The sequence below is a fragment of the Chryseobacterium sp. WG23 genome (genome assembly GCF_024586575.1).
Classification (GTDB): Bacteria; Bacteroidota; Bacteroidia; order Flavobacteriales; family Weeksellaceae; genus Chryseobacterium.
In genome coordinates this window covers 52,936-66,519 of the sequence record NZ_JALCZE010000001.1, presented here as the reverse complement: position 1 = coordinate 66,519, position 13,584 = coordinate 52,936, and the positions used below count along the sequence as shown (strand labels likewise).

15 protein-coding genes are annotated in these 13,584 nt (G+C 37.6%); 10 read left to right on the top strand and 5 right to left on the bottom strand.

Annotated features, from left to right (window positions below; all coding sequences use genetic code 11):
- Positions 1-121 precede the first annotated feature (121 nt).
- Genes MP477_RS00330 through MP477_RS00320 form a run of 3 tightly spaced genes read right to left on the bottom strand, consistent with a single transcriptional unit; the run spans position 122 to position 2,140 of the window.
- Complete coding sequence (locus MP477_RS00330) at positions 122-925, bottom strand: AraC family transcriptional regulator (protein ID WP_257188703.1); 804 nt, start codon at positions 923-925, stop codon at positions 122-124.
- A gap of 17 nt (positions 926-942) precedes the next feature.
- On the bottom strand, positions 943-1,344 hold the full coding sequence (locus MP477_RS00325) for a heme-binding protein (RefSeq protein ID WP_257188702.1): 402 nt from the start codon (positions 1,342-1,344) through the stop codon (positions 943-945).
- A gap of 4 nt (positions 1,345-1,348) precedes the next feature.
- On the bottom strand, positions 1,349-2,140 hold the full coding sequence (locus MP477_RS00320) for an SDR family oxidoreductase (RefSeq protein WP_257188701.1): 792 nt from the start codon (positions 2,138-2,140) through the stop codon (positions 1,349-1,351).
- Positions 2,141-2,341: 201 nt separating this feature from the next.
- Here MP477_RS00320 and MP477_RS00315 point away from each other — a divergent pair, with 201 nt between their 5' ends.
- The 9 genes from MP477_RS00315 (at position 2,342) to MP477_RS00275 (ending at position 10,755) form a co-directional block, all read left to right on the top strand.
- Positions 2,342-3,364 (top strand): ligase-associated DNA damage response exonuclease, encoded by a 1,023-nt coding sequence (locus MP477_RS00315; RefSeq protein ID WP_257188700.1) that lies wholly within the window; start codon positions 2,342-2,344, stop codon positions 3,362-3,364.
- On the top strand, positions 3,361-4,941 hold the full coding sequence (locus tag MP477_RS00310) for an ATP-dependent DNA ligase (protein WP_257188699.1): 1,581 nt from the start codon (positions 3,361-3,363) through the stop codon (positions 4,939-4,941). The genes MP477_RS00315 and MP477_RS00310 overlap by 4 nt, the downstream gene beginning before the upstream one ends.
- Before the next feature lies 1 nt (position 4,942).
- Positions 4,943-7,375, top strand: a complete 2,433-nt coding sequence (locus MP477_RS00305; RefSeq protein WP_257188698.1) for a ligase-associated DNA damage response DEXH box helicase — start codon at positions 4,943-4,945, stop codon at positions 7,373-7,375.
- Positions 7,376-7,517: 142 nt separating this feature from the next.
- Entirely contained in the window at positions 7,518-8,120 is a 603-nt protein-coding gene (locus tag MP477_RS00300) for a 2,3-diphosphoglycerate-dependent phosphoglycerate mutase (RefSeq protein WP_257188697.1), read from the top strand.
- A 121-nt stretch (positions 8,121-8,241) separates the two neighbouring features.
- Positions 8,242-8,886 (top strand): ligase-associated DNA damage response endonuclease PdeM, encoded by a 645-nt coding sequence (gene pdeM / locus MP477_RS00295; RefSeq protein ID WP_257188696.1) that lies wholly within the window; start codon positions 8,242-8,244, stop codon positions 8,884-8,886.
- A gap of 90 nt (positions 8,887-8,976) precedes the next feature.
- Positions 8,977-9,567 carry a TetR/AcrR family transcriptional regulator gene (locus MP477_RS00290; protein WP_257188695.1) on the top strand — a complete coding sequence of 197 codons (591 nt, stop codon included), beginning with the start codon at positions 8,977-8,979 and terminating at the stop codon, positions 9,565-9,567.
- A 71-nt stretch (positions 9,568-9,638) separates the two neighbouring features.
- Complete coding sequence (locus tag MP477_RS00285) at positions 9,639-10,097, top strand: hypothetical protein (protein WP_230036341.1); 459 nt, start codon at positions 9,639-9,641, stop codon at positions 10,095-10,097.
- A gap of 2 nt (positions 10,098-10,099) precedes the next feature.
- Entirely contained in the window at positions 10,100-10,402 is a 303-nt protein-coding gene (locus MP477_RS00280; protein WP_230036343.1) for a DUF3817 domain-containing protein, read from the top strand.
- Entirely contained in the window at positions 10,399-10,755 is a 357-nt protein-coding gene (locus MP477_RS00275) for a rhodanese-like domain-containing protein (RefSeq protein WP_257188694.1), read from the top strand. The genes MP477_RS00280 and MP477_RS00275 overlap by 4 nt, the downstream gene beginning before the upstream one ends.
- 58 nt (positions 10,756-10,813) lie before the next feature.
- Here the strand turns inward: MP477_RS00275 and MP477_RS00270 are convergent, their stop codons facing one another.
- Together MP477_RS00270 and MP477_RS00265 are read right to left on the bottom strand one after the other, a co-directional pair.
- On the bottom strand, positions 10,814-11,764 hold the full coding sequence (locus tag MP477_RS00270) for a nitrilase family protein (RefSeq protein WP_257188693.1): 951 nt from the start codon (positions 11,762-11,764) through the stop codon (positions 10,814-10,816).
- Between the two features lie 64 nt (positions 11,765-11,828).
- Positions 11,829-12,626, bottom strand: a complete 798-nt coding sequence (locus MP477_RS00265; RefSeq protein WP_257188692.1) for an AraC family transcriptional regulator — start codon at positions 12,624-12,626, stop codon at positions 11,829-11,831.
- Positions 12,627-12,915: 289 nt separating this feature from the next.
- Here MP477_RS00265 and MP477_RS00260 point away from each other — a divergent pair, with 289 nt between their 5' ends.
- Complete coding sequence (locus MP477_RS00260; protein WP_257188691.1) at positions 12,916-13,422, top strand: pyridoxamine 5'-phosphate oxidase family protein; 507 nt, start codon at positions 12,916-12,918, stop codon at positions 13,420-13,422.
- Positions 13,423-13,584 lie beyond the last annotated feature (162 nt).

The following is a 13,584-nucleotide window of genomic DNA, read 5'->3' as shown; positions in this document are numbered from 1 at the left end:
GTCTGATATGTTTAAAGCAGAAAAAGGATCCCTTATATAGAAAAAGGAGCGATTATTCCCGCTCCCTTTTTATATTGCTGTGTCTTTTAACAATGGAATTTCACCATCATTTTATTTTAAGCTAAACTTCAGATGTTGTCTTCCCGTATTTTTTTTTAAAAGAATAATAAAAATGGGAAAGATTTTCAAAACCAAGATCCAGATAGATATCTGATGGCTTCTTTTGTTTGTACCTGATCAGATAATACGCTTCTTCCAGTCTTTTTTCCTTGAGCCATTGTTTGGGTGTTTTACTGAAAGTTTTATTAAAATCTCTCTTAAATCCTGAGAGACTTCGCCCTGTAAGCTTGGCAAAAGCCTCTACAGAGACGTTGAACATGAAATTTTTATTCATAAATTCTTTCAGGTCGATCTTATGAGGTTCTGAAAAATCAAACAGCAAATTCTTAAAATCCGGATTGCTTTGTAAAATAAGCTCTATAGCTTCCCTGATCTTTAAAATAGCAAGTCTCAGCGTCACTTCTTTTGTTTTATCAACATACGGAAGAAGAGACTGAAAATAACCTCTGAAAAAATCATCCGGTTCAAAAAATAATCTTTGATTACCCGCAAACGGAGCATCCATAACAATTTTATTTTCTGTAGCATATTGCCGCAATGTTTCAAGATCAAGGGTAATTGATATAAACTGATACTTCTCTTTTTCTGAAGGATATTTAATAGTTCTGATCAATTGATTTTTTCTGACCAGCACCACGGTATTTTCTTTAACAACAGTTTTCCCCTGATCATGAAAAGCATGCGTTTCTCCGGATATTTGAAATCCCAGAAAATGATCCGGAATAAATTCTTCATGCCCCCTGTACGTTTCAAAAGCACATGAATAAACCAGTTTATCAAAGATGATTTCAGAAGTATTCTCCATTGTACAAATATCTGAAATTAAGCGATACCGGAAGCGCCTGCCGTTGCAATCTCTTTATCCTGCTCGGGACTTCCGCCTGAAGAGCCGATTGCTCCGATAATTTCTCCCTGAGTATTTTTAATAACTACTCCTCCGCCAATTGTTAACAGTCCCCCATTAGAAATCAGCATTCCATAGCCATGCATGTCAGCTCCGGCAATAATACTGCCCATAATATCACTGTCAACACCAAACATAACAGCCGTCTTTGCCTTTTTCACTGCAAAATCAATCACCCCATATACACTGTCTAACCTTGCAAAAGAAACCAGATGTCCCCCGGTATCCACCACGGCAATGCTTACAGGAATATTCAGCGTTTTTGCTTTCCGGACAGCTGCTTTTAATGCTTTTTCTGCCAGATCATAATTGATTCCCATATGATTAACTTTTTGCCGTCCATGCCTCAGCCTGAAGCTGTTTTACAAAATCCTCCGTTTCTTTGGGATGTACATTTCTAAAATTGGAATGATCATCTAAAGCTACATTCACAATGCAGTCTGCCATAGATTGTGGATCTAACTGATGAGCCAGTGACTCTGCAGTACCGTCAAAGACAGATGGAGGCGTAAAGTTGGTCTCAGGATTATACCATCGGAAAATAGAGTCTACCCCACGGTCATTAAAGCCTGTTCCAAATACTCCAGGATTGCAGGTTGCAATTTTAATATTAAACTGGGCCAGTTCTGTTTTTAAACCTTCTGCAATAGATTCCATTGCATGTTTTGAGGCACAGTATGCAGCAACATAAGGTACAGTCCACAGCCCACCCATAGAAGTGGTGAATACGATTTTACCCGGCTTCTTTTGTTCAATGAACTTTTTGACGAACCCCTGAGCCAGCTCCAGCCCACCAAATACATTCACATCAAACATAGAACGGATCAATTCCAGTGGCTGTTCAGCAATAGGGCCACCTTCCATAATCCCGGCATTGCTGATTAAAATATCGATATCATATTTTTGATGGATATAAGCGATATCACGGGAATTGGTGACATCCAGCTTATCAACTGTAAGATCGATTCCCTTTTCTTTAGCTTCTCTGATTAAATCACTCATCTGAGGATAAACCTGAGCTGTGGCAATTATTTTGTGTCCTTTCTTTGCCAAATCAAAAGCAGCAATCTTCCCAAATCCGCTTGCTGCACCTGTAATCAAAATTGTTTTACTCATTGTATTCTTTTTTATGATGATACAAATTTCAAAGATTTGCGAAAGGTTACTATTGTTGTAAAGTTCAATTTTTTATTGCTGGAAAGTTCATCTGATGTATTGCGACTACAAGGTATTTTTTCATATTGCGGTGTAAAAGTAAACGGTTTATTGTAATTTGGTTAAGTTTTTGAAGGTCATTCTATAAAACCAATCACACCATTGAAATTAATCACATTTACTAAAAAAGGTATTTACTGTCCACAGGGAAAATTTTATATAGATCCCTGGAGGCCTGTAGATATTGCAGTCATTACCCATGGACATGCTGACCATGCCCGTTGGGGAATGAAAAAATACCTCTGTCATCATTTTACAAAACCGATCCTGTATCAAAGAATAGGATTGGATATTGAATGCCAGGGAGTAGAATATGGAGAAAAAATTAATATGAACGGTGTACAGGTTTCCCTTCATCCTGCGGGCCATATTATTGGTTCTGCACAGATCAGACTTGAATATAAAGGATATGTAACGGTTATTTCTGGTGATTATAAAGTTCAGTATGATGGGCTGAGTACCCCTTTTGAACTGGTAAGATGTAATGAATTTGTTACAGAGAGTACTTTTGGACTGCCTATTTACAATTGGCTGGAAGTTCAGGATTTAAATAAAAAACTTCAGAACTGGGTGCTGAAGAATAAAGAAAACAGTAAGACCTCTGTATTTATTGGATATTCTTTAGGAAAAGCCCAGCGGATTATGAAAGCTGTGGAAGGATTGGGAGAAATATATGTCCATTACTCCATTGGAAAATTGAATGAGGCTTTTGAAACTGTCGGAATCAAGCTTCCCGATTATACCATTGCAGATTTTAAAGAACGTCCAAAAGAGATGGAACACGAAATTGTTATTGTTCCGCCGGCTTTACTGGACAGCAATATCATTAAAAAAATTCCTGATCCGGCAACGGCCCTATGTTCAGGATGGATGCAGGTGCGGGGTGCCCGAAGATGGCGGAGTGCAGATGCAGGATTTGCTATGAGTGACCATGCAGACTGGAAGGGGCTTTTGCAGACCGTAAAAGCTACAGAAGCCGAAATTGTTCATGTTACCCATGGACAGACTGAAATTTTTTCAAAATATCTGAATGAAATTGGCATTCATGCCGATGTGGTGGAAACTCTTTTTGGTGAAGATGATGAAGAAACAGAAAAGGTAAACCCTGAAAACCCTGAAGTATGAGACATTTTGCAGATCTGATCAATGCTTTGGAAACAACCAATAAAACCAATGCTAAGATTGAGGCTATCCTTGATTATCTGGAACGTTCTCCGGATGATGATAAGCTATGGTTTATTGCTTTATTTACAGGCAAAAGGCCCAAAAGAAATGTTAACACCAATTACATGAAAGAATGGGTCTTGGAAATAACGAAACTTCCATTCTGGCTATTTCAGGAATCTTATTCTTCTGTAGGAGACCTTGGAGAAACAATTTCACTGATCCTTCCTCCGCCTCAGGAAAAAATTGACCGTACTTTATCACAGTGGATGAACGAAATTGTTCATTTAAAAGATAAAACAGAGGCAGAAAAGAAAGCATTTGTTCTGAACTCATGGAACGGTCTGGACTATACGGAACGGCTGATCTTCAATAAATTAATAGGGGGAAGCTTCCGCATCGGTGTTTCGGATAAAACATTAATCAATGCCCTGACAAAATTCTCGGGACAAGAATCCAGTGTACTGATGCATAGCCTTATGGGAAAATGGAAGCCTGGTGAAGTTTCTTTTAAAGAATTAATTTCTGCTGAAAATATCAACCCGGATAATTCAAAACCCTATCCGTTCTGCCTTGCCTATCCATTAGAAAAAGAACCTGACCAGTTGGGAGACCCTCATGAATGGCTGGTGGAATATAAATGGGATGGAATACGGGGGCAGATCATCCGCAGGAATGATGAAGTCTTTATATGGTCCAGAGGAGAAGAGCTTGTCACAGAACAGTTTCCGGAAATTGCAGATACTGTAAAAGCCATGAAAGGCAACTTTGTTTTAGATGGAGAAATACTTGCGGTAAAGGATGGTAAGGTTTTAAATTTTAACGAATTACAGAAAAGATTAAACAGGAAGAATTTAACTAAAAAAATGATTTCGGAAATCCCTGTAGAAGTATTCGTTTATGACCTCCTGGAGCTTGAAAATAATGACCTGCGGGAGAAACCTATTTCTTCAAGAAGGGCAATGCTGGAAGAGTTAATACTCAATGAAGATCCTGAAAACATTACCATTTCCAGAAATATTGATTTTGAGAAATGGGAAGAATTAAATGCTATACGGGAAAATTCAAGGGCTATTAACAGTGAAGGATTAATGCTAAAGCAAATGAACTCTCCCTATCACTCCGGGCGGAAAAAAGGAGATTGGTGGAAATGGAAGATTAATCCGTTTACCATTGATGCCGTTTTAATCTATGCCCAAAAAGGCAGCGGCAGGAGAAGTGCTTACTATACCGACTACAGTTTTGCTGTAAAAAATGGAGATACTCTGGTAACCATAGCAAAAGCTTATTCCGGGCTTACGGATAAAGAGATTATGGAAGTCAGCCGGTTTGTAAACAAAAATGCAATTGAAAAATTTGGTCCGGTGCGAACCGTAAAAGCAGAGCTTGTTTTTGAAATCGCTTTTGAAGGTATAGGGTTCAGTAACCGTCATAAAAGTGGTGTAGCCTTAAGGTTTCCCAGAATTGTAAGATGGCGGAAAGATAAAACGGTGGATGAAATTGATAATTTGGAAGAAATAAAAAAATTAATACAGTAATTTGGCAGCTTTTGAACATACCGACGGATTTACAATCATTCAGCAATGGATGGAGGGTAAAAATAGGTCACCTTTTAAGTTCCAAACGGATACATGGCGGAAATTTGGAAGCGGATATAGCGGAATGGTGGTCGCTCCTACCGGTTTTGGTAAAACATTTTCTGTTTTTTTAGCCCTGGTTTCTGATTTCCTCAATCACCCTGAAAATTACAAAAAAGGCTTGCAGATGATATGGATTACTCCTCTCCGATCTCTGTCTAAAGACATTGCTAAGGCTATGCAGGAAGCAATTGATGAAATTGGGCTTGATTGGGCTGTTGGAGTAAGAAATGGGGATACAGATCCAAAAGTAAGGCAACAACAGGTAAAGAAAATGCCTGAAATTCTTGTGGTAACTCCGGAAAGCCTGCATCTTCTGCTGGCACAGAAAAATAACGGAACTTTTTTCCGGGATTTGAAAACTGTTGTTACTGATGAATGGCACGAACTTCTGGGTTCAAAACGAGGTGTAATGGTAGAACTGGGGATTTCACAGCTTAGAAAGTATGTTCCCAAAATTAAAATATGGGGAATCACGGCTACCATTGGAAACCTTGATGAAGCCATGGAAGTTCTTATTCCCTATGACATAAAAAAAGTAAAAATTACCGCCAAGGAACACAAAAAAATAGACATCATTCCAGTGTTCCCGGATGAAATAGAAATATTACCGTGGGCCGGGCATCTGGGGAATAAATTGGCAGATAAAGTAGTCCCTATTATTCTCGATTCAAAATCAACCATTGTTTTTACCAATACCCGAAGCCAAAGTGAGATGTGGTACCAATTGCTGCTGGACGCTTATCCTGACTTTGCCGGACAAATAGCCATTCATCACAGTTCTATTGATGCCCATCTCAGAATCTGGATTGAAGAAAACTTAAGCTCAGGAAAATTAAAAGCCGTAGTTTCTACTTCATCTTTAGATTTGGGAATAGATTTTAAACCTGTAGATACCGTCATTCAGATTGGCTCAGCAAAGGGTGTAGCAAGGTTTTTACAACGTGCCGGACGAAGCGGACACTCCCCTTTTGAAACTTCTAAAATCTATTGTGTCCCAACGCATTCTTTAGAACTGATTGAAGTGTCGGCTTTAAAAGAAGCTGTAAAACAGAAGGTCGTAGAACCCAGAGAACCTCAGGTTCTTTGTTTTGATGTTCTGGTTCAGTTTCTGATGACTCTGGCAGTAGGTGATGGCTTTTATCCTGATGAATTATATGAGAGGATCAAAAAAATATATGCTTTTCAGGAAATAATGGACGAAGAATGGAAAGGTATCCTTGAATTTCTTACTATTGGCGGCCAGGTTTTAAAAAACTACGAAGAATTTCACAAAATCGTCATTATGGAAGACGGTTTATACAAAGTAACTTCACGGAAAATAGCCATGCTTCACCGGATGAATATGGGAGTAATTGTGAGTGATGCCATGCTGAAGGTAAAATTTATTTCCGGTGGGTATGTGGGAATGATTGAGGAATATTTTATCTCAAAACTGAAAAAAGAAGAGAAATTTATTTTAGCAGGCCGTACACTGGAGGTGGCTATGATAAAAGATATGACTGTCTATGTAAGGTCAGCAAAAGGAAAAGCCCTGGTACCAAGCTATCTGGGTGGAAGATTACCTTTAAGCTCCAATCTGGGACATTTTTTGAGGGAGAAACTTTCGCATGCTTTAAGTCCTAAAGCTTCGGAAAAAGAACTGAAATTCCTGCATCCGCTGTTAGTAAACCAGGAAACCAACTCTCATATTCCCAAAGAAGATGAGTTTTTGGTGGAAATGATCAGGAATCGTGAAGGATATCATCTGTTTATGTATCCGTTTGAAGGAAGGCTGGTTCATGAAGTAATGGCAGCATTAATTGCTTACCGTATTTCCAAGCTGGCTCCTATTTCCTTTTCAATGGCCATGAATGATTATGGATTTGAGCTATTCAGCGATAAGGAAATCCCTCTTAACGATGAAAATCTACCCTCTATCTTAACAAGGGATAACCTTATGAATGATGTGATTGCCAGTATTAATTCCGCAGAAATGGCAAGAAGGAAATTCCGGGATATTGCAGTGATCTCAGGAATGGTTATTCAAAATTATGCAGGTAAACAACGGTCCAACAAATCATTACAAAGTTCTGCAGGTCTTATTTTTAAAGTACTTGAAGATTATGATCCCAATCATTTCCTTATCAAACAGGCTTATACTGAGGTTTTTAATATGCAGCTTCAGGAACAGCGTCTTGTAGAGGCATTCAAAAGAATTGAAAAATCTGAAATTATTTTAAAACATTCCCGTTCATTCACCCCGCTAAGCTTTCCGATAAAAGTAGACAGCCTGAGGCAAACGCTTTCCAGTGAAGGGCTGGATGCAAGGATCAGAAGAATGCTGAAACTTTAACGGAGATGTTTTTACACTAAAACCTATTACAAGTCTAACATCTCTGAAACTGTGATGCTTTTTATAGTTAAAAATCTTTGATACGTTTAATAATCATCGTACCTTAGAGTACCTTCTTTGAAGATTAAATATTGTATAAATAATGGCAAAATTGTTCCTGGTCCGTCACGGGCAGTCACTCTGGAATCTGGAAAACAGATTTACAGGCTGGCAAGATATAGATATTACTGATACAGGCATTGAAGAAGCTAAAAAGGCTGCTATTATCTTAAAAAAAGAAAAAATAGATATCGCTTTTACCTCTGTACTGATCAGAGCACAGCATACCCTTACCATCATTCTGGATGAAATAGGAAAACCCAATATTCCGGTTATAAAAGATAAAGCACTTAATGAACGTTCCTACGGAGATCTTGAAGGATTTAATAAAGCTGAAACAGCATTGAAATATGGAGATGAGCAGGTGCACACCTGGCGAAGATCTTACGATGTGATTCCTCCGGGCGGAGAAAGCCTTAAAGATACCTACAACCGGGTAATTCCTTACTTTGAAACCCAAATTGCCCCTTTGCTGAAAGAAGGGAAAAATGTATTGATCGTAGCTCATGGAAACAGCCTCCGTTCACTTATTATGTACCTGGAACATTTATCACCGGAAGAAATTCTGGAAAGGGAAATTGCTACAGGAATTCCCGTCACATATATTTTCGATGAATATTTTCATGTAAGCAGAAAAGATACCTGATATTTGTGATCTTATAACTCCCTGCAGATTACACTTTAAAACTCTTAGCTCTTAGCTCTTAACTCATAACTCATAACTCATAACTCATAACTCATAACTCTTAACTCATAACTCATCACCCGTGTTTATAGCTACCAGAAATATTTTTATACAAAACGAGACTTTTACTTTAACCAATCAACGGGCAGCATTTTGGGGAAAGGAAAAAGCATTGGTCCTTTCTGATCTTCATATAGGAAAGACGGCTCATTTCCGTAAAAACGGGATTGCCCTGGCCAACCATATCATGAAGAGCGATCTGGAAAGATTATCAGCACTTATTGAATGCTTTCAGCCGGAAAAATTTATTGTAGTCGGTGACCTGCTTCATGCAGGAGATAATTCTGATGTAGATGAATTCTGTACCTGGAGAAATCAATATCCTGATATAGAGTTTTATCTTGTTGAAGGAAATCATGACCGGATTTCAAAATCTCTTGAGGAGAAACTTTGCTTACATTATAAAACCCCGGTACTCACTATGAATGGAATTTCCTTTATTCACGATTTTGATGCAGCAACATCAGGATTTCAGGTTACAGGGCATATTCACCCGGGAATTATTTTGAATTCTGCTGTAACAAGTATCAGACTCCCCTGTTTTGCCCTTAGCAGCAACCAGTTATTGTTACCGGCCTTTAGCAGGTTTACAGGATTGGATACTAAAAATCTGCCTGAGAAAAGTAAGTTCTACGCTTTTACAGACGCTGAAATTTACGAGGTTTAAAAAATAACTTAAATTCTATTAAAGTAGAATAATGATAGTTTTGTTTCTTATTAAAAATTTGTTCCTTTGCAGTATACACTCAGTACTTGAATGAAAAAATCAGAAGCAACCCGCCTTAGTATTCTTCAGAAAGCCTTTGAACTCATTTATGTAAAAGGATATCAAACCACCAGTATTGATGAGATTATTGCTACAACACAGGTAACAAAAGGAGCATTCTATTATCACTTCAAAACGAAAGATGAAATGGGGATTGCTATTATCAATGAACTTCTTAAACCTACTTTTAAAAAAACTTTTGTAGAACCTCTTCAGCAAAGCCACAATCCATTGGATAGCATTTATAAGCTGATGCATGAAGTATTGATGGATAATGAATTTCTAAAAGTTGAATATGGCTGTCCTGCCTCTAATTTCACACAGGAAATGGCACCATGGAATATAAATTTCACCAAAGCTCTGAATGATTTGTCTGAACAGTGGGAACATGCCATGACAGAGAGCATAAATAATGGTAAAGAAGCAGGTACCATTAAACAAACCGCTAACGCAAAAGAAATTGCGGTCTTTGTGATGTCTGGGTACTGGGGAGTAAGAAATCTTGGAAAACTCGAAAATTCCAAGTCAGTGTATCTTATTTATTTAAAAGGACTTAAAGCCTATTTTGAAACTCTTCAATAATTTTTTTAAACAAAAACATACTAATTAGTATGTTTTTATTATACCTTTGCTCTGTTCAAAAATAACTAGGCATGTATCAGACACTTACTTTCCTGCATTCAACCTTCCGATGGCTCGTTCTATTAAGCCTTATTTATTCAATATTCCGGGCTTATAAGGGATATTTTTCTGCAGGTCAGTTTACAAAGACGGATAATTCTGTAAGACACTGGACTGCTACCATAGCTCATATCCAACTGGTTCTTGGGATGATATTGTATATTAAAAGTCCCATTGTCCGATACTTCTGGAAAAATTTTTATGAAGCCAAAGAATCATTTGATCTGTTGTTCTTCGGACTTATTCATATCACAATGATGATTACTGCTGTTATCCTGATCACTATTGGATCAGCTTTGGCTAAGAGAAAACCGGAAGACCGGGAAAAGTTTAAAATAATGATGATATGGTTTATAGCTGCATTGGTCATGATTTTCATTGCCATTCCCTGGCCCTTCTCTCCTTTTGTTAACAGACCTTATTTCAGATAATTATGATACATTTATTCAAAACTAAAATAGGACGCCTGAGAATATTGGCCATCCTTGAAGGTATTTCTTTATTAAGTTTAATTTTCATTGCAGTTCCTGTTAAATACGGATTGAATGCTCCTTTCCTTGTAAGCACGCTAGGGCCGGTTCATGGTACTTTATTTCTACTTTTTCTATTCAATACATTGAGTGTGGGTGTAGAACAGGGCTGGAAATTTAAGGAGACAACATGGAAAGTTATCTTAGCCTGTTTTATTCCCTTTGGAACTTTTTATATTGACAGAAAAATTTTAAGCAAACTATGAGAAACTTACTGATATTAGGAGGAATCGTTCTTACAGTATATGTGATCTACAGAGTTTATCAATATCAGACCCTGGACAAAGATCTGAATCAGCTGATCAGAAAAGGAGCTGTAATCCTTGATGTGAGAACGGAGAAAGAATATGCTATGGGCCATATAGCAGGCTCTGACAATATTTCTTTGGGAACCATCAGGGAGCGCTATATTGAGCTGAATCCCGAAAAAACATATATTACAGTATGCTCTCATGGTCTCCGAAGTGTAAAAGCAGAAAATATATTAAAAGAGAAGGGTTTCAAACATGTTTACAATGGCGGTGCCTGGAGTGACCTCCAGCATATGATGCAACAGTAAAAAAGGAAACATCATCTCCACAGATCCCGTTGACCTGCGGGAGATTTGTAGTATTCAGCTATTCTTTTTCCGGCAGCCAGACCACTTTCTGTTGAGATTCATGATCCATTCCTATAATATCTCTGTACAGCTCAGGCCTGCGGGCTTTCATATATCTGAAACCTCCAGCCTGGGTAAGTTTTTCATGAGTAATTACAGCTGATTCAAAACTATCTTCGGATGAATGGCATTCTGCAATGACATCTCCAAAAGGATCTATAATCATTGAACATCCGTTTTTCAACTGATCATCATCCATACCAATAGGATTTGAGAAAACAATATAAGCTCCGTTATCGTAGGCTCTTGCCGGAAGCCATTTCATCAGCCAGTCTCTGCCTTTCATCCCATTAAATTCTACCCGTAATGAGGTGGGGTCATTTTCCTTGTTATACCAAAGTTCAGGGTCCACAAACCCTGCCCCTGGCCTTGTAGAAGGTGTACACATGGTAACATGAGGCATGAAAATAATATCGGCACCAAGAAGTTTGGTCGCTCTCACATTTTCAATAATATTATTATCGTAGCAGATTAGAATTCCGCACTTCCACCCTAATATATCAAATACACAATATTCACTGCCTGGCGTAAGGTGAGGATTGATAAAAGGATGCAGCTTTCTGTATTTGGCTTTTAATCCTGTTTTATCAACACAGACATAAGCTTTAAAAAGATTGTTATTTTCGTCCTTTTCAAAAAGGCCGGCCAGGATGGTAATATTATACAAACCTGCAATATGCTGCAGCTTTTGAATACTTTCACCGTTGGGAATGAATTCAGCAATATCAAGAAGCTGTTCCCGGGAAAGTTTCCGGGCAAAGGTATATCCCGTAACAGAACATTCATGGAAAGCAATTACATGTGATCCCTTGGCAGCGGCCTGAGCAGCTAATTTTTCTATAATGGAAAGATTGTATTCCTTATCTCCACTTTTATTTTCAAATTGTGCGGTAGAAATTTTAATATTCATTATTTTTTTCAGCAAAACTAGATCACAGCATAACTGAAAAATTGTATAAAACCGACATTTTGATTTAGAGCTCAATGAAATTAACAGCCATTTTATTTTCTGTCTTCACATACTGTTTGGGAGTGAGCCCTGTATTCATCTTGAAATCCCGGATCAGGTGAGACTGATCTGCATATCCTGCATCATAAGATAGGCTTGTCATATTCTCATCCCCAATTCCTTTATTGATAAGACTTAAGAAATAATGAAGCCTGGTAATGCCACTGTATTTTTTAGGAGATATTCCCATATAATTTTCAAATTTCCTTTCCAGATGGCGCTCTGAATATCCTGTAAATTTTTCCAGTTCTTTGGATGAGACAGAACCTCTATTCTGAAGAATATAGTGCTGTACTCCTCTTATAAAATGATAGTCAGGGCCTATTTCTGCAGACAAAAATTCAGTAAAAAAGATATTAAGGCTGCTGATTACTGATAAAGGATCTGTTTTATTGAAAAGCCTTTCCTGAAATGGATGTAACTGATGTTGCAATATATCTTCTGCGGAAATAATCTGATTTCGGATCTCCTTTGCAGAAATCTTTAAAAGAATATTGAAAAAATAGGGCTGAAACACCACAGCCATTAAAGAAAAGCTCCCTTTCGAATAAAAGTCCCTGTAGCTGTGTAAAGCTCCATAAAAAAAAGAAAGAGGCATCCGCTCGACCGAACTATTGGAATGCAAATTCATATCACCCGACAGGATAAGGCCTGTACTGCCATCGGTAAATAGCCTTACATTCTTACTATCCTCTTCAGAATTCTCCAAAAAGATATAATGCCTGATGAAAGGCGCCAAATGTGTAGGTGGCGAAATCTGCATCTTTCAAATGTACATAAAATCTTTTGAACTCCTCAAATTCTTAAAATCCGTATATTCATTAGAAACGGGCTTTCAGCCCGGTTCATTTTTAAGTCTCTATACTTTGGCTTTAGCCAAAATTTATAAAAAATAATAATATAGCTGTCTAAAAAAACATATTTTTAGCCTACGATACCACATTTCATTTAGGTTTGGTCAGGTATTTGAATGTTTTACTGAATATTATTCATGATAATTCTGTAAAAGAATTTTCTTTTTAACAATCAACCAATCACTAAAATATAATATGATGTCAACACAAAATCTTACCCATCTCGAAGCGATCAAAAAGATCAAGGAACTGTCGGAAAATGCAAAAATATGTATGTTCTGTACAGAATTGGATACCATTCCTGTCAATTCACGGCCAATGACACTTCAGGAAACGGATGACAGCGGTAATCTGTGGTTTATCAGCAGTGGAACCAGTAATAAAAATTTTGAAATAAAAGAAGACCGCAGAGTACAGTTATTTTTCATGAATAACAGCGATACTCAATATCTTTCTGTTTACGGGGAGGCTTCTGTTTACAAAGACAAGGCAACCATTGAAGACAAATGGTCTCCTTTGGCAAAAGCATGGTTTGACGGAAAAAATGACCCGAACGTTACCATCATTCGTGTAGAGCCTAAGGAAACTTATTATTGGGATACAAAAGCAGGCAAACTGGTCAGTCTTTTTAAATTTGTAAGCTCAGCGATTACAGGCAACAAAACAGATAATTCTGATGGTGTAGAAGGAAATGCAGTTATATAATTGTATATAAAAGCCGGAAAATTCAAGTCCGAAGCATCTTAAATTAAAATTCCCACAGATCTCACGAATTTCACAGAGCAGAAAAATCGGTGGAATCTGTGGGAATTGGCTTACAAATGATACAAATTATTTGAACCCGGTTTATCCGGTATTAAAAGAATG